At 68.8% G+C, this 23,742-nt stretch carries 19 protein-coding genes and 3 pseudogenes; 12 read left to right on the forward strand and 10 right to left on the reverse strand.

The genetic code is table 11. The annotated features are described in order from the left end of the window. The first annotated feature begins 440 nt into the window (after positions 1 to 440). The 3 genes from ABZZ74_RS47415 (at position 441) to ABZZ74_RS47425 (ending at position 4,585) form a co-directional block, all read left to right on the forward strand. Positions 441 to 2,621, forward strand: coding sequence for an MMPL family transporter (locus tag ABZZ74_RS47415; protein WP_356950333.1), 2,181 nt, complete (start codon positions 441 to 443; stop codon positions 2,619 to 2,621). 76 nt (positions 2,622 to 2,697) lie between these two features. After that, positions 2,698 to 3,876: a sensor histidine kinase gene (locus tag ABZZ74_RS47420; protein ID WP_356950334.1), complete on the forward strand. Its 1,179-nt coding sequence runs from the start codon at positions 2,698 to 2,700 to the stop codon at positions 3,874 to 3,876. Between the two features lie 31 nt (positions 3,877 to 3,907). Further along, a complete protein-coding gene (locus tag ABZZ74_RS47425; RefSeq protein ID WP_079657432.1) occupies positions 3,908 to 4,585 on the forward strand; it encodes a response regulator transcription factor in 678 nt (225 codons plus the stop codon). 750 nt (positions 4,586 to 5,335) lie between these two features. Here ABZZ74_RS47425 and ABZZ74_RS47430 read toward each other — a convergent pair. After that, entirely contained in the window at positions 5,336 to 8,350 is a 3,015-nt protein-coding gene (locus ABZZ74_RS47430) for a S53 family peptidase (protein ID WP_356950335.1), read from the reverse strand. A 498-nt stretch (positions 8,351 to 8,848) separates the two neighbouring features. Here ABZZ74_RS47430 and ABZZ74_RS47435 point away from each other — a divergent pair. Continuing rightward, positions 8,849 to 9,028: pseudogene (locus tag ABZZ74_RS47435) on the forward strand (AAA family ATPase); the annotation flags it as partial. Here the strand turns inward: ABZZ74_RS47435 and ABZZ74_RS47440 are convergent. Together ABZZ74_RS47440 and ABZZ74_RS47445 are read right to left on the reverse strand one after the other, a co-directional pair. Continuing rightward, positions 9,022 to 9,513 carry an amino acid transporter gene (locus ABZZ74_RS47440; RefSeq protein WP_356950350.1) on the reverse strand — a complete coding sequence of 164 codons (492 nt, stop codon included), beginning with the start codon at positions 9,511 to 9,513 and terminating at the stop codon, positions 9,022 to 9,024. The pseudogene ABZZ74_RS47435 and the gene ABZZ74_RS47440 overlap by 7 nt on opposite strands. Before the next feature lie 1,179 nt (positions 9,514 to 10,692). Further along, a complete protein-coding gene (locus ABZZ74_RS47445) occupies positions 10,693 to 11,118 on the reverse strand; it encodes a hypothetical protein (protein ID WP_356950336.1) in 426 nt (141 codons plus the stop codon). Between the two features lie 759 nt (positions 11,119 to 11,877). Between ABZZ74_RS47445 and ABZZ74_RS47450 the strand changes: the two are divergent. The 3 genes and pseudogenes from ABZZ74_RS47450 to ABZZ74_RS47460 all read left to right on the forward strand — a co-directional run. Beyond that, positions 11,878 to 12,039: pseudogene (locus ABZZ74_RS47450) on the forward strand (IS481 family transposase); the annotation flags it as partial. A gap of 22 nt (positions 12,040 to 12,061) precedes the next feature. Next, the gene (locus ABZZ74_RS47455) at positions 12,062 to 12,289 is read left to right on the forward strand and encodes a hypothetical protein (RefSeq protein ID WP_356950337.1); all 228 of its coding nucleotides are present in this window, start codon (positions 12,062 to 12,064) and stop codon (positions 12,287 to 12,289) included. A gap of 448 nt (positions 12,290 to 12,737) precedes the next feature. Then, entirely contained in the window at positions 12,738 to 13,952 is a 1,215-nt protein-coding gene (locus ABZZ74_RS47460) for a S53 family peptidase (protein WP_356950338.1), read from the forward strand. A gap of 154 nt (positions 13,953 to 14,106) precedes the next feature. On the opposite strand, the gene ABZZ74_RS47465 is transcribed toward ABZZ74_RS47460, so the two are convergent. Further along, positions 14,107 to 14,586, reverse strand: coding sequence for a tetratricopeptide repeat protein (locus tag ABZZ74_RS47465; protein WP_356950339.1), 480 nt, complete (start codon positions 14,584 to 14,586; stop codon positions 14,107 to 14,109). Between the two features lie 26 nt (positions 14,587 to 14,612). Between ABZZ74_RS47465 and ABZZ74_RS47470 the strand changes: the two are divergent. The 3 genes and pseudogenes from ABZZ74_RS47470 to ABZZ74_RS47480 form a co-directional block, all read left to right on the forward strand. Further along, positions 14,613 to 15,243: pseudogene (locus tag ABZZ74_RS47470) on the forward strand (transcriptional regulator); the annotation flags it as partial. Positions 15,244 to 15,541: 298 nt separating this feature from the next. Further along, a complete protein-coding gene (locus ABZZ74_RS47475) occupies positions 15,542 to 15,940 on the forward strand; it encodes a transposase (RefSeq protein WP_356950340.1) in 399 nt (132 codons plus the stop codon). A 38-nt stretch (positions 15,941 to 15,978) separates the two neighbouring features. Further along, positions 15,979 to 16,140, forward strand: a complete 162-nt coding sequence (locus ABZZ74_RS47480; protein ID WP_356950341.1) for a hypothetical protein — start codon at positions 15,979 to 15,981, stop codon at positions 16,138 to 16,140. A 70-nt stretch (positions 16,141 to 16,210) separates the two neighbouring features. On the opposite strand, the gene ABZZ74_RS47485 is transcribed toward ABZZ74_RS47480, so the two are convergent. The 3 genes from ABZZ74_RS47485 to ABZZ74_RS47495 all read right to left on the reverse strand — a co-directional run bounded on the left by ABZZ74_RS47485 (position 16,211) and on the right by ABZZ74_RS47495 (position 18,444). Then, positions 16,211 to 17,590 carry a hypothetical protein gene (locus ABZZ74_RS47485; RefSeq protein WP_356950342.1) on the reverse strand — a complete coding sequence of 460 codons (1,380 nt, stop codon included), beginning with the start codon at positions 17,588 to 17,590 and terminating at the stop codon, positions 16,211 to 16,213. Positions 17,591 to 17,725: 135 nt separating this feature from the next. After that, complete coding sequence (locus tag ABZZ74_RS47490) at positions 17,726 to 17,881, reverse strand: TIGR02391 family protein (protein WP_356950343.1); 156 nt, start codon at positions 17,879 to 17,881, stop codon at positions 17,726 to 17,728. Further along, a complete protein-coding gene (locus ABZZ74_RS47495) occupies positions 17,878 to 18,444 on the reverse strand; it encodes a TIGR02391 family protein (protein WP_356950344.1) in 567 nt (188 codons plus the stop codon). The genes ABZZ74_RS47490 and ABZZ74_RS47495 overlap by 4 nt, the downstream gene beginning before the upstream one ends. A gap of 858 nt (positions 18,445 to 19,302) precedes the next feature. Between ABZZ74_RS47495 and ABZZ74_RS47500 the strand changes: the two genes are divergently transcribed. After that, on the forward strand, positions 19,303 to 20,316 hold the full coding sequence (locus tag ABZZ74_RS47500; protein WP_356950345.1) for a hypothetical protein: 1,014 nt from the start codon (positions 19,303 to 19,305) through the stop codon (positions 20,314 to 20,316). 245 nt (positions 20,317 to 20,561) lie between these two features. Here ABZZ74_RS47500 and ABZZ74_RS47505 read toward each other — a convergent pair whose 3' ends face one another. Next, positions 20,562 to 20,831, reverse strand: a complete 270-nt coding sequence (locus tag ABZZ74_RS47505) for a hypothetical protein (RefSeq protein WP_356950346.1) — start codon at positions 20,829 to 20,831, stop codon at positions 20,562 to 20,564. Between the two features lie 14 nt (positions 20,832 to 20,845). After that, positions 20,846 to 21,256 carry a sigma factor-like helix-turn-helix DNA-binding protein gene (locus ABZZ74_RS47510; protein WP_356950347.1) on the reverse strand — a complete coding sequence of 137 codons (411 nt, stop codon included), beginning with the start codon at positions 21,254 to 21,256 and terminating at the stop codon, positions 20,846 to 20,848. Positions 21,257 to 21,825: 569 nt separating this feature from the next. On the opposite strand from ABZZ74_RS47510, the gene ABZZ74_RS47515 reads away from it, so the two are divergent. After that, entirely contained in the window at positions 21,826 to 22,035 is a 210-nt protein-coding gene (locus ABZZ74_RS47515) for a DUF2180 family protein (protein ID WP_356950348.1), read from the forward strand. A gap of 285 nt (positions 22,036 to 22,320) precedes the next feature. On the opposite strand, the gene ABZZ74_RS47520 is transcribed toward ABZZ74_RS47515, so the two are convergent. Beyond that, the gene (locus ABZZ74_RS47520) at positions 22,321 to 23,595 is read right to left on the reverse strand and encodes an IS701 family transposase (RefSeq protein WP_356950349.1); all 1,275 of its coding nucleotides are present in this window, start codon (positions 23,593 to 23,595) and stop codon (positions 22,321 to 22,323) included. Positions 23,596 to 23,742: the final 147 nt, after the last annotated feature.

The raw sequence follows: 23,742 nt of genomic DNA on the forward strand, positions 1-23,742 counted from the left end.
AGGCTGTGCTGGAGAGTCAGTGCGGTCGAACGCTCGTGGGCGAACTGGCGCGCATTGTCGATGTAGACCGCAGCTCGGGATGTGATCTCCTGAGCGAGGAGCAAATCGTCACAAGCCCCCCTCCCAGCGTCATCAGGAGTAGTAGCAGGTCACCGGAGAGCGAGCGTCGCCGGTCCACCGCGCCCAGCGGGCGAAGGCGCTCGCGAACCCGGGCACCGTGCATCGCCCCATTGGCGTTCATCACGAAGGGCAGGAACGCAACGACAACGGCTTCGTCGTTTTCTCGTCAGGCGGAGCCGTTCGTCCCCTGGTCTACTGCGATCGCGGTAGAGACAAGTGTCTGCGAACGCCCAATGACGAGAGACCGCAGCGATGCGAACGTGAGGGCGGGCCGGGATCGTCGGCCCGCTCACGTGGCGTATCCCTGGAAAGGCTCGTCGATGTCCCCTCTCGCCCGCTGGTGCCATCGGCACCGGCTCGCCGTCGTCCTGGTCTGGGTGGGCCTGTTGATCGGTCTGGGCGCCGGGGTGGGTGCGGCCGGCAGCGCCTTCGGTAACAGCCCGACCTCTCAGAACACCGACTCGGCCAAGGCCACGGCCCTGTTGCGGCACGCCTCCAACAGCGCGGCGGGCAAGAGCGGCCGGGTCGTCTGGCAGCTGAAGGACGGCGAGGTCACCGAGCCCGCGGCCGAGCGGGCGATGACCGGCGCGCTGGGACGCATCGCCCACGCGCCGGGTGTCGCTTCCGTGACCAGCCCCTACGCGCCGAGCGGCAAGGCGCAGGTCAGCAAGGACGGGAAGACGGCCTACGCCACGGTCGCATTCGACCTTGACGTGGCCGACGCCCAGATCGACCACGTCAAGGAACTCGCGACCGCCCCGGAGACGAAGAGCCTGCACATCGCGTTGAACGGGCAGGCGTTCACGGTCAACGCCGCCCCGAACGCGGTCGCCGACGCCATGGGCATCGTGCTCGCCTTCGTCGTGCTGCTGTTCGTCTTCCGGGCGGTTTGGGTGGCGGTGCTGCCCATCCTCACGGCCATCGTCGGCGTCGGCACCTCCGCGGTCGCTGTGATCCTGCTCAGCCACGTCATCACACTGTCCGACACCACCCTGACCCTCGGCTCACTGATCGGTCTCGGTGTGGGCATCGACTACGCCCTGTTCATCGTCAACCGGCACCGCGCCAACCTGAAGGCGGGCATGGATCCGGCCGAGTCGGTCGCCAAGGCCCTCAACACCTCAGGCCGGGCGGTGGTGTTCGCCGGGCTGACCGTCGTCGTCGCGCTGCTCGGCATGCTCACCCTGAACGTCGGCATCATCAATGGAATGGCCATCGGCGCGGCGGTCACCGTCGTCCTGACCGTGCTGGCCGCCATCACCCTGCTGCCGGCGCTGCTCTCCATGATCGGACCCCGGGTTCTCAGCCGCCGCGAGCGCAGCGCCCCCGTCGGCGGCACGAGCGGGACCGGTCTGTGGGGCCGGTGGGCCACACGGGTCCAGACCCACCCCAAGGCCCTCGGTGCCATCGTGCTCGCCGTGCTGGCGGCGCTCGCGCTCCCGACCCTGTCGCTGCGTCTGGGCGCGGCCGACGACGGCAACCTGCCCACGACGTCGACGAACCGCCAGGCGTACGACATGATCGCGGGCGGTTTCGGGCCCGGTTTCAACGGCCCGCTCGTCCTCGCCGTCCAGGCTCCCACCGCCGCCGACAAGGCGGCCGAGGCGAAGCTGGTCACCGCCCTTCAGCAGGTCGACGGGATCGCCAGTGCCGGCGCCGCTCCGATGAAGGAAGGGCAGACGGTCGGCGTGATCTCCGTCGTGCCGACGACCTCCCCGCAGGCGGCGGCCACCTCCGACCTGATCGGCCACCTGCGTGACGACGTGATCCCGTCGGCAGAGCGGGGCACGTCGATGAAGGTCTACGTGGGTGGTGTCACCGCGAGCAACGACGACTTCGCGTCGGTGCTGCTGGGCAAGCTGCCGGTGTTCGTGCTGGTGATCGCCGCGCTCGGGTTCCTGCTGCTGACCGTCGCCTTCCGCAGCCTGCTCATCCCTGCCGTGGGCGCCGTCCTCAACATCCTCAGCATCGGGGTGGCCTTCGGCGCGATCGTCGTTGTCTTCCAGTACGGCTACGGCGCCTCGCTCCTCGGACTTGGCGCCGCCGGACCGATCGAGTCGTTCGTACCGATCCTGGTCGTCGGCATCATGTTCGGCCTGTCCATGGACTACCAGGTCTTCCTGGTCAGCCGGATGCGCGAGGAGTGGGCCCACACCGGCGACAGCCACGGGGCCGTGCGGGTCGGACAGGCCGAGACCGGCAAGGTGATCGTCGTCGCCGCCACCATCATGTTCTGCGTCTTCGGCTCCTTCGTGTTCGGCGGCATGCGGGTGATCTCCGAGTTCGGCGTGAGCCTGGCCGTGGCCGTCGCCGTGGACGCGCTGCTGATCCGGATGATCCTCGTCCCGGCACTCATGCACCTGTGCGGACGGGCGAACTGGTGGCTGCCGCGTCGGCTGGACAAGGCACTGCCGCGGGTGTCCGTGGAGGGACCGTCGGACGAACCGGAGCGGCACCCGCACCCGGTGCGGGAGCCGCAGCCCGTCGGACCGGCCGACTGAGACCGCCGTACTCGCGGGTCGGCGACAGGCTGGGGTGACCCGCCCGTCGTCGGCCCGCGCTTCGTACATTGAGGAAATGCAGGTGACAGTAATGAGGCGGTGGCTGGCACACCATGCCCGGATCAGGGACGCGCTGCCCTCGGTGGCGGTGGTCCTCGTCGCCGTGGCCGCCTCGGCCGCGGGAACGTCCGGCTGGCACACTCCCCGGGCAACGTGGGTGGCGTGGACGGCACTGTCCTGCGTCCCCCTGGTGTTCCGGAGCCGCTGGCCGCTGCCCGTCGTCGTACTCACCCTGGCGGTCGATCTGACCGGCATGGCCCTGGCCCCGGACCACGCCTTCACTCCGGCGGCGAGCCTCGTCGCCCTGTACACACTCGCCACCCGCAGCGACCGGCGCACCGCCTGGATCACCGGCGTCACCGCCTCAGTCGCGATCATGGGGGCCTACGACGCCACCCATCAGGGGCCGCTCCTCGTGGGCACGAGTCTGCTGCGGTTCGACTTCGCCATCGCGGCGACCGCCCTGGGCGACGCCGTCCGCAGCCGCCGCCGGCACCTCGCACAGGTCGAAGCGCGCGCGGAACGCGCCGAGCGCACCAGGGAGGAGGAGGCCCGGCGCCGCGTCACCGAGGAACGCGTGCGCATCGCCCGCGAACTCCACGATGTCGTCGCCCACCACATCACTCTGGTCAACGCCCAGGCAGGCGTGGCCCATCACCTCATGCGCACCGACCCGGACCGGGCTTACGAGGCGCTGGCCCACATCAAGGACAACAGTCGGGCCGCCCTCGACGAACTGCGGGCCACCGTCGGCCTGCTGCGCCAGTCCGACGACGCACCCGGCTCCCGGGCCCCCATTCCCCGCCTGGCCGACCTCGACGCCCTGGTCAGCGGTGTCCGCAGCGGGGGTCTGTGCGTGTCGCTGTCACGCACAGGTGTCCCCAGGCCGCTGGCACCCTCCACCGAACTGACGGCCTACCGCATCATCCAGGAAGCCCTCACCAACACCCACAAACACGCCCGCGCGGCACACGCCGAGGTGGCCCTGGAGTACGGTGTCACGGCCCTGCGCGTCACCATCACGGACGACGGTCCGCCGCACGCGCCCAAGAGGCTCGGCGCCGGTCACGGCCTGATCGGCATGCGCGAACGCGCCGCCGCCGTCGGCGGCACCGTCACCACCGGACCACGGCCCGAGGGCGGCTTCCGGGTCGTCGCCGAACTGCCCCTCTCCCTCACCCCTGCGCCCGCGTGACCTGCCTAAAGAACTCAAGGAAACACCGCCCATGACGATTCGCGTCCTGCTCGCCGACGACCAGGCCCTCCTGCGCGGCACCTTCCGGCTGCTCATCGACGCGCAACCCGACATGGAGGTCGTCGCGGAGGCGTCCAACGGCCACGAAGCCGTACAACTGGCCCGTTCCGAGCGGGCCGACATCGTGGTGATGGACATCCGCATGCCCGAGGTCGACGGCATCGAGGCCACCCGGCTCATCGGGCAGAACGAGGACCTGGCGGGCGTGAAAGTGCTCGTCCTCACCACCTTCGAGGTCGACGAGTTCGTCGTCGAAGCACTCCGGGCAGGTGCCAGCGGCTTCCTCGGCAAGGGCATCGAACCCGCCCAACTCCTCGACGCCATCCGGCTGGTCGCGGCGGACGAGGCACTGCTCTCCCCCGTCGCGACGAAGAAACTGATCGCCCGGTTCCTCACCCAGCCGTCCCCCGGCTCGCTCGCCGACCCCCACCGCCTGGCCACCCTCACACCGCGGGAGCGCGAGGTGATGACCCTCATCGCCACGGGCCTGTCCAACGGCGAGATCGCCGAACGCCTCTTCGTCACCCCCGTCACCGTCAAGACGCACGCCAACCGGGCCATGGCCAAACTCGGCGCCCGCGACCGCGCCCAACTCGTCGTCATTGCCTATGAAAGCGGCCTGGTCCGCGCCGGAGAGACCCAACCCTGAACCGGGTTCGATGCCCGGCGCCCGCTCTGCGGGGCGTCGGTGACGCCTTCGACCGCGTCCTGGACCGGGTCCTCGTTCTCGATGTCGACCGATGCCGACGTCGGCATCGGTCGACATACGGCACGATTTCTGTCAACGGACGGGGGTGGATCTGATTCCGGACGCGGGAAGGCCGCTCGCCGCATCCGGAACCGGGGAGGGGGCGGTCAGCGGAACGCCGCGTGGCCGGTGAGGGCCTGACCGATGACCAGAGATCCACCAGGTCGAGAACGGCATGGTCCACAAGATCGACGTCTACACCAAAAACCCCCACGAACTCGCCGCGTTCTTCACCCGCGCCCGAGGCTGACACCCACTGACCACGACACTCGCCGGGCCCTCCCCTGCAGCACGCCACCACCCGCTGGGCGGGACTCCTGGATCCCCTACGGACTGGCGCCCGCCCTCGCCGACGAGGAGTTGATCGGCGGGTCCCTGCTCCGGACCCTCGCCGACCGTTTCGGCGTCAGGCCGGCCTGAGCCGAGAGCAGGCGTCGGCGGCCGCGGCCGACGCCGAGCAGGTCGCACTGCTCCAGGTGTCACCGGGCACCCCGCCGCACACGTACTGCGATGCGCAGCGCCGGCCGGGCGTCGCTGGGGTGGCAACCGACCCAGCCCGGTCATGCAGCGCAGAACACACATCCCTGGGCGCGCGATGCCCCGCCGACCGGCATGGTCGGCGGGGCATCGCGGTGGTGTCGTCGGTGGGCGTCAGCCGATGTAGCCGGCCACGTCCGCGAGCACCTGGGTCGTGCTGCTCGTGTAGAAGTCCACCTTGCCGTCGGAACCCACCGGCACGATCACCTGGTTGGCGATCGTCTTGCCCTGCACCCAGTTCAGATTGGAGGCTGTCGGACGGCTGCCGCCGTCGGCCCAGGCGGTGAGGTAGCCGCTGCCGGTGGTGCCGGTGACGGTGACGGTCAGCACGACGGCCTTGACGCCGGTGGACGGGATCGCGTCACGACCGGTGATCTGCAGGGCCAGCGTCTTGCCCGAGCCCAGTGCCGTCGTCTGACGTGTGTCCAGCAAGCGCAGCGGAGTGACCGTGTCGAAGGCCGAGCCGCTGGTGGAGAAGTAGCCGGAGACGTCGGCGATGACGTGACTGGTTCCGTGGACGTAGATGCTGACGTTGCCGTCGCTGCCGATCGGCACGACCACCAGGTTGGGAATGGTGGTGCCGGTGGCCGACCAGTTGACGTTGGAGGCGGTGGGGCGGGTGGCGCCCTCGGGGTAGGCCTCCAGGTAGCCGCCGCCGACGGTCTGCGTCGCCGTCAGGTTGAGCACCACGGAGGTGGCGCCGGTCGGCACACCCCCATGGCCGCGGACCTTGAGGCTGACCACCGCGTTGGAGATCTTGGTGGCGGTGGAGATGCCGACCTTGGAGCGCGTGTCCAGCAGGCGGGCCGGCTTGAGCGCCGTGTACTTCGAGCCGGTGGTGCCACTGGTGTAGTAGCCCTGGACATCAGCGATCAGGTGGGTGGTGCTGCTCGTGTAGAGGTCCACCGCGCCGTCGCCGGCCACCCTCACGGTCGCCGATGCGGCAATGGTCTGGCTCGCGCCGGTCCAGTTGAGGTTGCTGGTCGACGGTTTGCCGGTGCCGTCCGCCCAGGCGATCAACGAACCCGCGCCGGTGGTGCCGGTGACCGTGAGGTTGAGCACGACAGCGGTCACGCCGCTGCTCGGGATCCCTCCGGCACCCTCGATCTTGACCGGGGCGGTGCCACCCGCGACCAGGGGCTTGGTGGTCGGGACGGAACTGAGCCCCCAACCGATGCCGTTGCGGGTGTCCAGCAGGCGCTTGGGGCTGCTGAGCGGGTGGAAGGTGGAGGCGCCCGTGGCCGCGGTGCCCTGGGCCGCGCACAGTGCGGAGGTCAGGCCTGCCTCCTTGGGCGAGCCCAGGCCGGTGACCTCGTCGTAGCCGGCCGCCGCCGTGTAGCCACTGGCGTAGACGGAGTTGTCGCCGCTGGTGACATCCCAGAAGTTCGTCGGGTAGCTGCTCCGCGCGGCCTTGTAGAGGCCGTTGTTGAGGAAGCCGACCCGGCCGTTGGCCTGGCAGGCCGTGCCGGCGTTGGCCTGGACGATCGCGGCGGCCCAGGTCGGGGCCGCGCCGCTGGTGCCGCCGATGATGGCGGGGATGGGGCTGGAGGACTGGCTGGTGTCCTGCAGGTAGATCGGATACCCGTCGGCCGGGTCCGCCAGGGCGGAGACGTCCGGAACGGCACGTTTGGCGGTGGTGGCGATACCGCCCTGATAGACGACCGGAGCCCAGCGCGAGGAGACGCCGCCACCGGTACCGCCGGCCTCGTTGTTCCACGTCGTCTGGGTCGCGCCGCTGCCGGAGCCGGTCATCGTCGTACCGCCGACGCCGGTGACGTAGGGCTGGCTCGCCGGGTCGTCGACGGCCTTGGCGGTGGAGCCGGTCGCGCGGTAGCAGTCGCTGGAGCCGTCGTCGCCCGATGCGGCCACCACGCTCTGGCCCTGGGCGGCGGCCTCCGCGAAGATGGTGTTCTCCGCGTTCGCGGTCGCGCTGCTCTCGACCGCCTCGCATTCACCCCAACTGGTGGAGATGACCTGCGCCTGGTCGTCGGTGACCATGCGCTGGTAGACGTCGAGCACGTTCTGGTCGGTCGCGGACGCGGCGTCCGGGCCCTGGTAGTCGATGATGCTCGCGCCGGGCACCAGACCGATCAGGTCGTCGATGTCGAGCGCCGACTCCACGCCGACCGATCCGTCGGTGGCCGGCGCGCCGGCCCCTGCCGTCGTATCGACGTACACGGTGGACACCGAGGTGCTGGTGCCGACGCAGGACTGGTACGCGGCGATGCTGCCGGCGTCGACGTTCTCCAGCTCGAACACGGCCACGGTCTGCCCCGCACCGGCGGTGGCGGAGCTGGTCATCCCGTAGGTACCGGCCAGCTTCCCGGGGCTGTAGTAGTCGGTGCCGTCGGTCAGGCCCGAGCCGGTGAAGTCGGCGCAGAGCGCAGGGCTGTACCCGTCGGCGGTCACCGTGCGTGAGCTGCGTCCGGAGACGGTGGCCGAGCCGGAGCCGGTCCTGCTCGTGCGACGCGCCGCAGTGTGGTGGCTGGTGACGGTGTTGAAGCTGCTCAGGCCCACGACCCCGGTCACCGAGGACGCTACGTCCGCGGGCAAGGACGGGGCCGAGGTGTTGAGGTAGTCGGTGGTGCCATCCTTGAGACGGACATTGCGGAAACCGGTGTCGAAGGCGTGGGAGGCCTGCGCGGCGGTGGCGGTGACCGGTATGGACAGGCCGTCCGGACTGACCTTGCCGGGAGAAAGACCGGCCGCCTTCAGCGCCCGTGAGACCCCGACGATGGTGGCCCGCGTAGGGCCGAAGACCGAGGCGAACTGCCCCTTGGCCAGGTAGTGGTGGTACTGGGCGTTCCCCGGTGTGGACACCGCGGTGACGAAGTCCGCCAGCGACTGCGGGTCACGCGGGGCCAGGTTCACGCTGAGGTGCAGCGTGGTTCCCGACGCGGTCGTGCCGGTCACCGTCGCACCCGCCGGAACACGCGGGGCCGTCCCTATTCGCTTGGGTGCGCCCGATCCGGGCGTTCCCCCGTGGGCGACCGCGCCGTCGGCGGTCGCGGTGACGACGGTGAGGGCGACGGCAGCGGTGGATGCCGCCATGATCACCCTGATCCGTCTGCCGGTCCTGACTGCCGCGCGCCCGGGACCCCCCGGCGCGGCGTGGGCCTTCTTGGCCATGCAAAATCTCCTAGAAACTGACACACCGTCGCATCCGTGGCTGCGACGACGGTCGAAGCGTCACTCGGGCTGGCGGGCGCATCCGTGTCACGAGGCACGCAGCAGCTGTCCCTCTTAGCCGAAGTGTTCGCATTTCTTATCAGAACCGGACAGTTACTGTCTCCGTTCGCCCGGGAACCATGAACGGATCTTTACGCCAACCGCCGCAGGGCGAGTGCGACGAGGCGGTTCCAGCCGGCGACTGCGGCAAGTTGGCCGACAGCAGGAACAACCGCTGAGGGCCGATCACGGAACTTGCGGGACACCGCTTTGCGCGACCGACGCCGACCTTCCAGCACCATGTGGCGTAACGGCCCGGCTCATACCGTCCGCGCGCACAGCGGCCAGCCGACCATTGTCCGGCACGGCCACGGCTTGACTGGGCTGGGCTGGGCTACGGACGACCGCGACTTCTCATCTCGGTCGATTCGACGACAGTCGGCGACGTCCACCCGGCCAACCGTGGCTGCGACGACGGGTTACCGCGCTCGCTACACGCTCGCGACGACGCTGGTCAACGTGTCGGTCGAGGCTGCCGACGACAAGCAATCGAACAAGACCATCGCCCGCTACGGCCGCGCCGATCTGCTCTGCATCAACGAGCTCAGATACTTCGAACTCGCCCGCGCCGGTCAGAAGTGAGTGGCGAGCCCGAATGCCTCCCGGAGCTGGGCCATGTCATGACGGTCGTGGTCAGCTGGTTCGTAGCCTTGGTGGAAGTAGACCTGCTGCTCCGGCGACAGGCACGGGACGGTGGTCCCCAGGATGGTGCCGGTGACGAAGCACTGGGCGGGATAGACGAACGGGCGCTCAGGGGCTGGTGACGCCTGCACGGCGGATCCGTCCGCAGCAAAAATCAGAGGATGAAGATCGATCTCCCGACCATGGGGATCGGTGACGACGAACCGCACGGGGCGCCAGTCGAGGGTCTCGGCGAACCCGGCAAGGGCGAGAGCCGCGGCGACAGCCGGTTCCTGGCTCTGGCGGTGCATCAGGTCCAGGTCTCGGTGCTGGCGGGTCTGGTGACCGACCAAGGCATCGATGCCCCAGCCACCACCGATCCAGATGTCGACGTCCGCATGCCGCAGCACGGAGAGGATGGACAATACGTCGTCGGCCGTCATCACCCGCGCAGGCTAGCGTTGATCATTTGAGCGGGCGAGTGGATTTTGTGTCGTGCGGGAGGCCGTTTCCGCTAACTGTCTTCATCCATCGTCCAACGGCATCGGACCGATGATGACGGGTGCTGATCAGGTTGTGCAGATCTTCGGCACCAACATCGAGGCGGAGGGGCCCATGGTGTCCGGGAAGGCCGCTGGTGCACGCGCCAACCTCGCGCTTTCACGAAGCGGACTGTCCGAGGCTGGTCCGCGTGCTGTTCGGCGTCGTACCGCTGACACCGGACTACGTCGGCGGCCTGGTCGACCGCACGCTCGGGGGCGACCGGGGTGACTGCTTTACGGCTGGAGCCCTGGCACCGGAGTTCGCCGAGGGCAACCCCCCGCCGACGACGGGGCTCGCCAGCGCAGCCACCGAACGGCGGACCGGGCATCTACACCATCTCCCCCTCCCCCGACAGCCACCGACCGCGTCAGCGTCGGCGCCGGAAGACCGCACGGCCCTGGTTCGGAACATCACCGAAGCAGAGGAACAAGGCGATTTGGGGACGACGACACCGCTCGCGTTTGTCGCGGTCGTAGCCGTGGTCCGCGAACAGCGGATCCGGACGCCTGCGCAGGCGTCCGAAGATTCTTCCCCGCCCGCGGCTTCTTCGGCAGCACATGCACCTGCTCCACACGACGGCGTCGTTCCACGCGGACAGGCGCCCCCCAGCAGGTCGCGCCGGAGCCCAGCTCCAGGAGCAGGTGCTCCCACTGGATGCGACGAGTTGGTCGATGGCCTCACGGTAAGCGTCACCAACCCGAGGCCGTGGCCGCGGCACTAACCGGGCGCCCGTATCTGGAAGGACGGCATCCATCACAGCGCTCCGGGCAGCTCTGGCGCCCTCCGGGAGCGCGGGGAGGCGCGCACGATGGGCAGGATGCCGACCGTCGGTCGAAGCGGCACGGCCACTGGCCGAACGGGAGGACGAGGCCGCGTCCGGCCTTCCGGACGCAGACCGCCTGCTGTTGATTCGGTGCTGGTCCAAGACCATTCGCCCTCGCCGACACCTGCGGCAGCGGCCGTCCTCCAGGCCGTCCTCATCCAGCTGGCTGCCCACCTCCCGCCTGGACTCGGCTGGTGTCTATCGAGGGCGGTAGGGATCACTTGGGTGTCGCGGTGCCGATGAGCCAGGCGTCGAGTCATGAGGATGCCCGGCTGACCGGGGCGTCGGCGCTGGAGACGATGCGTTCCGCATCGGGGAGGAACTGCTTGAGGTCGGCTTGGTCTTGCCCTTCGATCCCGATGGCGAGCAGATGGTTCTTACCTCCGTATCTGACGTCGGACAGATACAGCCGCAGCACCGAGGGCTCCGCGAGGCCATAGACGTTGTCCCCGGCTTTCGGCCAGGTCAAGAAGTCCACGCAGGCTCGCACTGGGCAGTCGGAAGGCTCGTTCACCGCCGTGCGGGAGATGGCGATGTCGACCACCTTCGCCGGCAGAGCGGTGGTGCCGATCGTGGCGGTCCGGGGTTTGGTGACCTGTAGGTTCGGGCGAGTTCTGAGCCAGGCCGTCAACTGCGATGCAGTACTGGCCACTCCGGCGGCGCGTTTCCGGTTCTTGTCCACCGGGATGAGGTCGGACCAGAAAAGGACCCGGTGCACATCCCAACTCCCCTCCGGGGCCACGGAGAACTCGACGGGCTGGTCCTCGTGGCTCTCCCACCGTCGTGTGAAAGTCACCGACAACTGCCCGTTGAGGAAGTGGGACGTCCGGTGCGAGCCCGCGGGCAGGCTTCCGGGATCCGAACCCCCTGAGAGGCACTCCGGTGCACAGCCCGGAATCCCCGCCGACGCGGAGGTCGCCGGAGTCCTGGACGAACCACCTGAGTCACCCGAGCCACTGGCGCTGCCACACCCGGCGACGAGGACTACCGACAGCGGGACAGCGAGCAGCCGGAGCACGGATTTCATGACAGACCCCCGATTGTGACGTGATGCCCCAAGTGAACCCAGATCATCCCGGAATCTAGCGCACTGGCACAGTCGTGGGCACAGATGGCGCACCGTCCAGGACCACTGGCGGCGGCGATCCGCTCTCCGGCTTGTCCCTTGGACGTCCCTTGCCTTGTCCGTGCCAGCCACATGAAGCCTGACGAACCGCTCGAGCATGATCTGATTCGCCAGGGGGCCGTGCCTGTCGCCGGCCGGGGCAGTTCCTCGCCCGCAGGGAGGCGGCCGGTGTCTCGTTCGCCGAGCAGCAGACTGCTTCGCCCCGCTGACAGTCCTCCCAGCAGCGGTCTTCTCGGTCTGGCACAACGTGTCCGGCGCCCTGGTCGCGGCGTGGATGAACCGCCGTTCCAGGTAGCCGTCGACCGGCCCGTCGGACTCGTCCACGTCGGCGTCAAGAAACTCGGCCGCATCCCCGACGGCGGCCACGACGTCCTGGGCCGGCAAGCCGGCTAGGCCCGGCGCAGCAGCGCGGGCTCCGACTACATCCACTCCGCCGTGGACGACCACACCCGCCTCGCCCACAGCGAGATCCACACAGCATGGAACACCGTCTCAAGGCATGGCCAGCTCGTCCCCGGTGACCGTGGGCCCGCCCGATGACGAGGGCGGCCGTCTCGTCCACGTCTACGGAATCCAAGTGGGATACGCCTATGACCTGTGGGACATAGTCCTGCTTCTGCGGCGGGCCGGGCTGAAGAACGGCTTCGCCGACGGGGACGAACTCGCCGCCTCCCAGCAGATCGCATGGCTGGGGGCAGGCCCGGAAATGTGGGAGCGCAGTCCATAGGCGGGGTCCGGGCTTCCCCACTGACCACCAGCCGGACTACAGGTCGTGTGCTCCTCCACGGCCGCGACGAGCCCGGCGTCCCCTCCGCCTCCCCGACCGCACGCCCGGGCAGGCCCGGCCGACACGCGACCGCCACGGCCGCCCGAGGGCCCGGCGCTCCGACGGCGCGCCCGTGTCACGGGCGGAAGTGCCGCTGCCCGCAGCGCACGAGCAAGAAATCACCCGGGCCGGTCAAGTCACGGAAGGGCAGCTTTTCGGCCATGGCTTGCCCGGCGACGTCACATGATCCACCCAGCAAAGACAAAAGAAACGGTTGTGGCTTCAACGTCATCTTGTTGACGTGGCCCCGACATACGTAGGTTCCTCACGACCTCGGCACACACGAGCCGAGGCCGTATCGCGCACCCCCCACACCTTCCCGGTTCACCCACCAAGCGAAGGACGTACGTTGCGCAGAACCGTTTCTCTCACCGCCGTGGCCACGCTCGCCACGGCCGCCCTCGCCCTGACCGCCCCCCTCGGCCAGGCGGTCCCCGCCACCGCCTCCCACGGTGTCAGCGTCGCACACGCCTGCGCCGCCCCGACGAAGAAGGGCGACATGGCCTGCAACGCCCTGCAGGTCACCGCGGGCACCCCGAGGTCGGCGCACGCCGAGAGCGACCTCACCGCGGCCGCCGCACCCTCCGGCTACGGCCCGGCCTCCCTCCAGGCGGCGTACAACCTGCCCTCTGCGACCGGCGGTTCGGGCCAGACGGTGGCGATCGTCGACGCCTACGACGACCCGAACGCCGAGTCCGACCTCGCCACCTACCGCTCCCAGTACGGCCTGTCGGCCTGCACCACCGCCAACGGCTGCTTCAAGAAGGTCAACCAGACCGGCGGCACCAAGTACCCGCGCGGCAACTCCGGCTGGGGCGAGGAGATATCCCTCGACCTCGACATGGTCAGCGCGGCCTGCCCCAACTGCAAGATCCTGCTGGTGGAGGCCAGTTCGTCGAGCATGACCAACCTGGGCACGGCCGTGAACACCGCCGTGAACCTGGGCGCGAAGTTCGTCTCCAACAGCTACGGCGGCTCCGAGTCCTCCAGCGACGCGACCTACGACTCCAGCTACTTCAACCACCCGGGCGTCGCCATCACCGTCTCCTCCGGTGACAACGGCTACGGCGTGGAGTACCCGGCCGCCTCCAGGTATGTGACGGCGGTGGGCGGCACGTCCCTGAAGACGTCCTCCACCACCCGCGGCTGGACCGACACGGTGTGGAGCGGGGCGGGCTCCGGCTGCTCCACATACGACGCCAAGCCCAGCTGGCAGAAGGACTCCGGCTGCGCGAACCGGACGGTCGCCGACGTCTCGGCGGTCGCGGACCCGAACACCGGTGTCGCGGTGTACGACACCTACGGCCAGGGCAGCGGCTGGATGGTCTTCGGCGGCACCAGCGCCTCCTCCCCACTGATCGCGGCGACCTACGCGCTCGCCGGCAGCCCGTCGGCCGGCTCCACCCCGGCGTCCTTCCCGTACGCGCACACCTCGGCGCTGTACGACGTCACCAGCGGCTCCAACGGCAGCTGCAGCGGCTCCTACCTCTGCACCGCCGCCACCGGCTACGACGGCCCGACCGGCCTCGGCGTCCCGAACGGCACTGCGGCGTTCACCGGCTGACCTCCGGCACCGCACCGCCGACCACAACCGCCCCACCGGCAGGCCCCCCTCGCGGGGGGAGTCGGCCGGTGGGCGGGCACTACTCCGCCGAACGCCTGGGCCGTGCCGCTGGGCACCTGCCCGCCGGCGCTGCTGTTCGTCGAGGAGCGGAGTCTCACCTGTTCTGGATGCGCCGGGCCGCAGCCACGAGTTCGGCAGGCAGCGCGGGACCAGCACACGCCTGATCAATCAGCAGCTCCCGGTACGAGTCGTTCGGCAGATTCGGTGCCAGTTCGATGAGTTCGCTCAGATCGGCACGCGAGCCGGTCAGTCGTGCCCGGTAGGCAGCCCCGGCCGCGCGAAGCGAGAGCTCGGTCGGCTCGTACCCCATTCCCTCGTCGATCATCCGGACCGCAGACGTGAAGTCGCCCTGCTCGGCATGCACATCGGCCAGGTCGAGACAGAGCGACCAGTTCGCCGGGTCCAGGGCAAGAGCGCGCTCGAACGCCGCCACGGTCTGTTGAAGGTCACCCAGCTTGCGCCACGTGCCTGCTCGGACGACCTCCGTCAGCATGGTCCGTTCAACGCAGTCCGCCTGGTCGCAGAGGGCAAACGATGCATCGGTGCGACCGCATGTCCGCAGCAAGATCGCCATCTTGGCCAACGCCTCCGGCAAGGGCGGACGCGATGGCGCTGCTGGACCACACCCGCAAGGGCGGCCGCTACGACATCGTTCGCCCATCCCTGGCTGCCCGACATCCTGCGCAAACAGACCTCCCGCGGCGCCGACCAGATCTGGGAGGCCCGTCCCAAATGGGCGACCCGAACTCCCCGCAGGTGAGCACGAGGTCACCGCACTCGACGTCAACGGTGCCTACCTGAGCGCGCTCAAGACGCACCTGCCGCTCGGCCAGCTCGAGTACACCGCCGGCAACCACCACGACCGCCGCCGCGCCGGCGTCCACCTGATCACGCCGCCCGAATGGGCGCACGACGCCTACCTGCCCAACCCGATCGGCAGCCGGGACGAACCGGGCCCGCTGTGGGTGACCGAACCGACCCTGCGCCTGCTGCTCCGTCTGGCAGGCCCGAAGACGGGCTGTGCGAGCCGCCGGAGATCCACAAGTCGTGGACCTCCGGCGCGACGGAGGGCCTGCTGGAGAAGTTCCGTGTCGCGCTCAAGGACGCCCGAGACCGGGCGATCGCCGACGGCGACGAGGTGACGCTGGAGTACGTCAAGGCCATGTACTCGAAGTTCGTCTCGACGCTGGGGGAGTCGAACTACAACCGGGAGCTGTACCGCACCGACTGGGCTTGCAGCCTGCCAGGAGCAGGCAGGTGAGCAGGACGGGCGGCACGATACGGCGGTCAGCGGGCATGACGGTCCTTCACGGGCAGGCGACGGCTGAGCAGATGCTCCCCCATCCCACCGCGTCCTACCGTGCGGGGCGGCGCACGGGGCCATGGCCCGTAACAGCTCCAACGTGTCAGCGCCGTACGTTCGTTGAGCAGGTCGAGGGCCTGACCATCCGCTATGGGCGGCGCACCCGTCACTGCACCACCTGTTGCTGGCCCTCGCGTTGGCCCTGGCCGGCCGTGCCGGAGCCCGGATGGCGGCGGTGCTCGCGGTGGCGGTCAGCCGGGTGACGCTGATCAGCATGCTGATGGCCCTGCCCGACCCGGCCGCCACCAGCTCGGCGCTCAGTCCGCGGGTACTGGGCGTGGACGACTTCGCGTTCTTCAAGGGCAAGACCTACGGCACCATCCTGGTCGACGTCGATGCCTCGATGGTGATCGACCTGCTGCCCGACCGGTCCTCCGACACCCTCATCGCGTGGCTCGCCGAGCACCCCGGTGCCGAGTTCATCTACCGTGACCGCGACAGCAGTTACAGTCGTGCCGCGATCACGGCCTGCCCGGACGCGTGCACATTGCTGATCGCTGGCACCTGCTCCAGAGCCTGTCGCGGGCCGTTGAACAGGTCTGTCACCAGCACTGCGGCTGCCTGAAGAAGCACGCCGAGCGTGGGCGCGACCAGCCGGTGCAGATGCCGGTCCTTGATGCCCTGCCCCCGACGTTGATCGTCCAGCGCGTCCTTGACCGGCACGTGGAGATCAACCGCATGGTCGCCGTTGGCTACCCCTGGTCCAGTCCCGAGGTGAAGGGGGATGCCGGTGAGCTGGCTGCCGACGTCGATGCTCTGCCCTAGCCTCAGTACGGTGGTCAGTCCGGGCAGGCGACGGGCGCAGCGCACACACCGTGCGCTGCGCCTATTGTGGTCAGTTCAGCGTGCTGTCGACCGAGGACAGCGGTACGGCGTACAGCAGCCGTTGTGGGCGCGCGGTGTCAGTGCCCGACCAGTGGGCGTTGATGTCGGCCGCCCATTCGGTCACCGTCCACAGCCGGCCGGTGTTCCACCAGTAGGACATGCCCTCCGTGTGCATGCCCCAGCAGGCGTACGTGATGTCGCCCCCGCAGTTGGCTGCCGCGCTGGCGCCGCTGGTGTTCTGCCGCCACAGGATGCCGTGCTGGTCGACGCCGCCGCGCGCGTCGTCGACGTAGAAGTTCGGCGTGCCCCCCTGGGTCGTACTGTGCGACAGCACGCCCTGGAGACCGACGGCGTTCGTCTCGTAGATCTTGTCGGCCTCCACGTAGCCGTTGCTGTCCTTGGCGAGGTAGCCCGGGTCGTTGCCGTCGAAGTTGTAGCGCCAGATGCGGGCCGGCTGGGTGCCGCCGGAGGAGAACCACTCGGTGGCAACCAGACTGTCCGGCACGCTGCTGCGGTCGAGCGAGATGGAGGCGAAGCACGGGAAGGAGTCGTCGTTGGTCGAGACGCAGCCCCCGCCGGCGAGGCTGTAGGAGCCGATCGCCGGCATTACGTACTGGTAGCCGTCGGCGGACCAGCCGTTGCTGACCTTGCCGACCACGGAACTGTTGACGGTCGCCTGCAGGATGCGGTGCATGTCAAAGATGTACAGCTGGTTGTGATCGGCATCCTGCTCCCAGGAGGTGACGATCAGCTTGTCCTGATACCAGACCATGCCGCCGATGTGGGACTTCAGGGCGCGGTAGTCGGTGCCGCCGTTGAGGGGGATGACGGGCAGGACCCAGCGGTACTTGAAGTTGCTCGGGTCGTTCGCGTCGATGAAGGCGATGCGGGCCATGTGGTCGGTGGTGGTGGACCCGTTCTCGCCCCAGCCGGACAGGATCACCTTGTTCGTGCCCCACAGGCCGTCGTTGTCCGCGTCACCGCTGGACGTCACCGACTGCGGCAGCCAGTCCTGGGTCTTGTCGTCGCCGTAGTCCCAGCAGTAGTAGGACTCGGCCGTCGGCTTCAGCGGCAGCGCGGTCTTCTCCATGCTGGAGCAGTCCGCCGCGTTGCGCATCGGGTGGTTGGCGCTGGCGAGGACCTGGTCAACCCCGCGGGCGGTGCCCATCTCGCTGGCCAGGTTGTCCAGTGAGGAGGTCGGGACCCGGTGCTCCTGGAGTTCCAGCCTCGCGTAGTCCGACGAGGAGGTGAGGGTGGTCAGCTTCCCGGGGTTGGCGCCGGGAGTCACCGCCTGGGCGGGGCCCGTCGGCACCATGAGGATGGCCACCACGGAGAACACGGTGGCCACCACGAGTCTCAGACGGTTTCGAAATATGCCAGAAGTCTTCACGCAGCAGATGCTAGTAGTTCTTGATCAGGTGAGCTGTGGAGTAACTCTCAAATCCTGTGGATCAGTCGAGGCGGCTCGGGCGTCGGCTTACTGACTACACGAAGGGTGCAATGTCATGGCCGCATCAGAAGCCAATCAGGATATTGCGATAGATGCCTTGTCTATCCAGCGAGCGAGGGCGCTCAACGCGGCCAGGTACTCCAGCGCCCGCTGCTCGGGCCAGTCCGGCCCATCCGGATGCCCGGCCGGATTACGGATGGCTGTGAAACAGCCGATGGCCAAAGTCTTCACCGCGTCCTGGTCCGCGCCTGCGCCCCCTCATCATCAACCTTCAAGTAACGCATCCCGGCGGACGGCGCCTCGAAAGCCTGCTTCATGAGCCGGGTGTCCGATGTTCTGGTGCGCCCAAGTCCCAGCTTCTTCCGGGTCTCAGCGCTGACGGCCGACGCTGCCGCATGAACGGCCGGACGACGATGCCCCGTATTCCACAACGTCTTGGCCGCATCCCAAACCCACGGATGGAACCGATCCGCGGACAACAGCGGGGCCTCGGGTCCCAAACGCTCGCCCCACACCGGCTCGCTGTCGATCGTCCCTATTGCGTGGTGCGCGTCTGCTAGGCGACGGCTCCAGAAGACTGAGGGCTCGTACGGTGCACGCCCGCGGTGGGGACCAATCTTCAGCTCATCCATGATCTTTGCGATCGTGGGTTCCATCCTCGTGGCCTCAGCGAGAGTTGCCATCCCGGCAGGAGAACGATCGCTGGAGAGGGGGTGGTCGGTGAAAACCTTGGGGTTGTTCTCCAGCAGGCGCACGTAACGCTCGAGCTGCTCGCGCATCCAGACACGATCCATGACCCGGACTGTGGATCCCGAGCGTTCAATCGCCTAGCCTCTGTGACGGTCTCGACATGGCATGGACGGTCCAGACCCAGCTGGGAACTCGCGGGTGGTCGACTGCGGTGTCTTCTCCCGGCGTTCGGTGTCGACCTGGTCGTGGTCGACCCGTCGACCGGCCGCACGCTCGGGGGCGCGCACCCAGAACTTGATCTGGGTGCTGCGACAGGCCATGGTCACCGCAGCGGCTGCAAACTCCGCTACCGCTTACGGTAGTTGGCTCCGATGCGGGCCACCGGGCCATAAGATCCCCTCATGCCGGGAGTGGCTGGAAGGTCGACAGCGCGAGACGGGACACCGCCGGTTCGGTTAGGGCGGCTGGGCAGGTTGGAGCGGCCTGCGGTCGGGGCAGTGGGGAGCTTGCTCATTGGCGCCGGCGCGGTAGCGGTTTTTGTCTCGCAGAACCAAGCGGGAACCGCCACCCTGGTTGTGGTCGGTGGGCTGTTTTTGGTGATGGCGTTGAGCGGCCACCCACCCCGTGCTCAGGCAGCGGACAGACCTGCTCACCTTGTTCCCCGCTCTCGGGTTGAGGGCGGGGACGTCAGATACGGCCCCCTGGGCTGACTCCAGAACTCACCCACCCGTGCCGGCTGAACGCCGCAACGCGCGTCACCACGCGCAGGCGTATGTGGTGACCACAACTTTCAGCATGAGGAGGAGCGAGCGCCGTAAACTGCACCGATGTCTGCCGCCGGCGCGACCCCTCGGCGCGCCACTGTCAAAGCCCTCCTGACGGATCTCTATTCTTCGCCCGTCAGAATCGATGCTTGGGAGCGCCTGGAACCCTGGGCGGTCGCGCGTGTGACGCTGCGCAGCGTGGCCGCTCCCCGGACGGTCGTCGTCAAATGGGTGCGGAACCATCCGAGCGAGACCCGCACCGAACCCTGGCTACTCCGTACCGAAGTGGCCGCGCTCCGGTTCCTCTCCGACGACCTCGGGCTGGCCCTCGCCCCGCGAGTCATCGCCGCCGACCTCCCCGCCGGACTCGTCGTGCTGGAGGACCTGGCGCCCCGCGCCGCCCTGGACCGCCTGCTCCGGCGTGACGGCGCCGCAGCCCACGCCGACCGGCTGGCCGTGTTCGCCCGCGCCCGCGGCGAACTCAACGCCTTGACCGTCGGCCATGCCGACAGATACCTCGCGCGACGGACCTCTCTCGGGCCGACGGACCCAGCGACGGACCACGTGGAGCGGTTCGCCCGACTCCGGGATGAGGCATCCGCACACGCCACGGCCCTCGGCACACCCATCACCGGACGAGCTGAGACCGAACTCTGCACGGCTCTGACCGAGTTGAGCGACCCTGGCCCGTTCCTGGCGCTCAGCAACGGCGACGCGGAGACCAACAACATCCTCCTCCACGAGTCCGGCCCTGCCGACTCCCGGCTCATCGACTTCGAGTACGCCGGCTACGCCCACGCCCTCGTCGACGCTGTCTGTCTGCACGTCCCCGGCCCGGGGTGGATGACTGTGGGCGACCCCGTCGCCACCGGCCTTGCCGACCACTACCGCCGCGCCTTGGCCGACAGCGTGCCCGAAGCCGAGGATGACCGGCGGTACGGATTCGGCCTGGCGGCGGCCTGCCTCTCCTGGGCGATCGTCCGCCTGCATCGGTTCGCCTCGGTCGACGCCCGCCCACCCGGCGACCGCAGCAGGCCCCAACTCGTCGAGACGCTGGAGGCCGCAGCCCGCGCCGCCGAGAACCATCGCGCCTTCCCACACCTCACGAGCTGGGCCTGCCGCACAGCCGACCTGCTGCGCCGACGCTGGCCCGACGCGGACCTGGACTTCACCAACCCCACCGCTTTCCCGCCCTACACGGCGCGCCGCTGACTGACGAGGGCGTCTTCCGGAGTCGGGGCAGAGTCTGTGATCAATGCGTAAGACCACACCCAGGCTACCGACGGGTCCGGCGCTGGTTGAGCGAGCAATCGAATGGGGAAGGTGAGCGCCCCCGGGGAATTTCACGAAGCCGCATCAGCGTGTACCCGCGCGTACCGAGGTGACGCTCAGCACGCCTCAGATGGTTGCGTCAGCGGCGACACCTGGCTCGACGCCGTGACCTGAGAAGGGACCGCCTATGGAGTGGGGGCGGCGGCGTGGTGGTGGACGGTGCCACGGCACAGCAGGCGCAGATCGTGCGCGGCCTGTTCGTGCATGGCGGCCGGCTGCGGCCGGGCGGGCGAGCCGGAGTGGGGGACGGTGCTGAGGAACTGCACCCAGCGCAGCTCGTGCAGGTGCGCGGCGAGGGTGTGCCGGGCGGCCTCAAGGTCGGCGGTGGTGTACTCGCCCTCGAAGACGCGGGTACGGCGCAGGGCCTCGTCGATGCTGCGCGGGGTGCGGTTCACTGGCTGCTCACTCCTTACTCGGTCTCGGGCAGGTCGTCGGTGCGGTAGCCCATAGCCGCAGCCAGGCGGGTTTTCGCCGTGCGGTGGATGGAGCGGACCGTGGCCTCGCTGATGCCCGTGATCAGGGCGGTGTCCTTGGCGCTGAAGCCGAGCGCGTCGCGCAGCACGAGGATGTCGAACTGCCGCTCGTTCAGGCGCGCCATGTGCCGGTAAAGGGTCAGGCCTTCCTCGAGTTCGGTGATCTCGTGGTCGTGTTCGGCGCGGAAGGAGGTGCGGAAGGAGGCCAGCAGGGGTTCGGTGGCCGCGCGTATGGCGCCGGCGAACGCCAGGGTCTCCGTGGTGGCGGGGCTGCGGCCCTGTTCGGCGAGCTCGCCGTGGACGCGCTGCTTGAACAGGGCCCAGGCGTAGGAGCCGCGGTCGGGCATGGTGCGCAGCCTGGGCCAGATGGCGGCCAGGTAGAGGAAGGTGGCGTCGACCAGCCGGCGGGCGGCGGCCTTAGGGCCTGTGTGCTGTCGTGATCATGTGGCGGGGCGGGTTGAAGCTCTCCGTAGGCAGGCAGGTGCTGCGGCGGGCCGACTGGCCGGGCCTCGTACTGGAACAGGCGGGCGTACTCGATCAGCTTCACGGCCAACCGCTCGCTGCTCACCCGCAAGCCGGCTCCTATCTCGAGGGCGACTCCTGGCGCTGTCTCTGAGCGGCGCAGTCCGCACCGTGCCGACGTTCAACTGCGACTCTGCCTGGAGCGCGGGCCGCGGGGCTCGGGGACGCGGACCGTGCCGCTGTACCTCTGGACAGCGAAAGCTGACTGATAGTCAAGTCAAGCTGCTTCACTGTATCGCGCACTGTTCATGCGATCGCGATCGAGTCTTAGTCTTGACAAAGTCTAAACTGGGGCCTACCTTTCAAGCTCCTTGAGTAGGTGTGTGTGGCCTAGGTGGGTTTGTTCGTTTTGGTTGGCCGCCACGCCCGGCCCCTACTGAAATCGGAGTTGGACATGAGGTGCTACGACTGCCTCCAGGAGGCGCGCAACGACACCACCGGCATCGGTGTGTGCTCGCGCTGCGGCTTGGCCACCTGCGAGAACCACGCCCGCGTACGTCAGGTACGCGTCGACCACCAGAACGGCCTGGGCGCTTCGCACGGCCGTATCCCGGCACGCAGGGTGGTATGCCACACCTGCGACATGGCCGAGACGGCGCACTGACCCGCATGGTGCGCTTATCGCACCGCGTCACCGGTCGCTGAATGCGCGCTGTCCGTCCGAGCCTGCGCTCTTGGCCTGCCCGGACGCCGTCCCGGACCACTGGCACGGCGTCCGGGCCTCAGCCGTGGTCACAGCTCGGCGTGGCAGGCTGGAGGCACGAGCACACAGGCCCTAGTTGAGCCCTAGTAGGACTCCGTTAGGTCGTTCTGGCTCTTGGGTTTGGGCGGGTGGTTGATGCTCTGGGCAGGGGGCGGTGACAGGTGGTGCAGGTGCCGGTCCAGCAGTTCAGCAGGTCCTGGATGGCGTCGAGGATCTGGTAGAGGGTGAGTCCGCTGTATCGGCTTTTGGGGCCAGACGCTGTTCGGTGAGGAACGCGTGGGCGGCGGTGACGAGGGTGACGTGGTGGTGCCAGCCGGTCCAGGAACGTCCCTCGAAGTGGTCCAGGCCGAGGCCGTGCTTGAGTTCCCGGTAGTCGTGCTCGATCCGCCAGCGGATCTTGGCCAGGCGGACCAGTTCAGCAAGCGGGGTGTTCTCGGGCAGGTTGGACAGCCAGTAATCGGTGGGTGCGTCGGCGCCTTCGGGCCATTCGACCAGCAGCGTGACCTCGGGCAGGACGCCGTCCCACGAGCCCTCCTGCGTGGCGGCGGCCTGGGCCAGACGGCGGGCCCGGACCCCGGCCGGCCGCACCCGCAGCGCCAAAAAGTGCGAGCGCATCGGTCCACGGGAGCCTTCCCGCCAGGCGACCTCGGAGAACGCCTGCCGTCCGTGGCCAGCGGCTAAAACGGACGCAGAGGACGGCTTGTCGCGGTAGCGGGGCTGCGGCCTGCGGCCGTTGCCCGACCAGGCCGGGGCGATGGGCCGCGCGTCGTGGGGGTGCACGGTCACGTCCGAACGGATGGCCACCACATAGCCGATGCCCCGCTCGCTCAGGCCGGCGCGGAAGTCGGCGTTTTGCCCGTAGCCGGCATCAGCCACCACCACCGGCGCCACCATGCCCCACCCGGCCAGTTCGTCGAAGATGTCCAGGGCCAGGCGCCACTTCTCCCGGTGCCCGATGTCCTCGGGGATCCCCGCCTTGCGCCGGCGGACCTCGTCGTGCGCCCATTCCTGGGGCACGAACAGCCGCCACTGCAGCGGACAGGACGCGGCATCGGAGACCGCGTGCACGCTCACCGCGACCTGGCAGTTGGCTCGCTTGCCCAACGCTCCGCAGTACTGGCGGGCGACCGCCACCGACATCTTCCCGTCCTTGGGAAACGACACGTCATCGACCGCCCAGGCATCCGGGCCGATCTGCGGCACCATCCGCTGCACGATCCGCCGCCGTACCGGCACTGGATCCCACGTCGACTGGTTCACGAACTGCTGCAGGTTCTGCTCGTTGCCGTCCGGCAGTCGCTCCGCCATCGGCTGGATCGACTTGCGCCGCCCGTCCAGCATCAGCCCCCGCAGATAGCAGTCACCCTTCGCCCGCTGATCCTTGCGCGGCACCGACGCGAACACGTCCGCCACGAATAACGCCAACTTCGCCCGAGCACGCTCCACTTCATGTGCATCCACACCACCAACATGCCCCCAAACAGGACCGCGAGACAGACCTAACGGAGTCCTACTAGTGTCCTGCGCCAGAGATCCGTCGGCAGAAGCGGGCGAGGGAGTCGAGGATCTCTTCGGCTGTCTTGGTCCAGATGAATGGCTTTGGGTCTT

Origin of the sequence: Streptomyces sp. NPDC006476, assembly GCF_040612015.1 — a bacterium.
Taxonomy (GTDB): domain Bacteria; phylum Actinomycetota; class Actinomycetes; order Streptomycetales; family Streptomycetaceae; genus Streptomyces; species Streptomyces griseorubiginosus_B.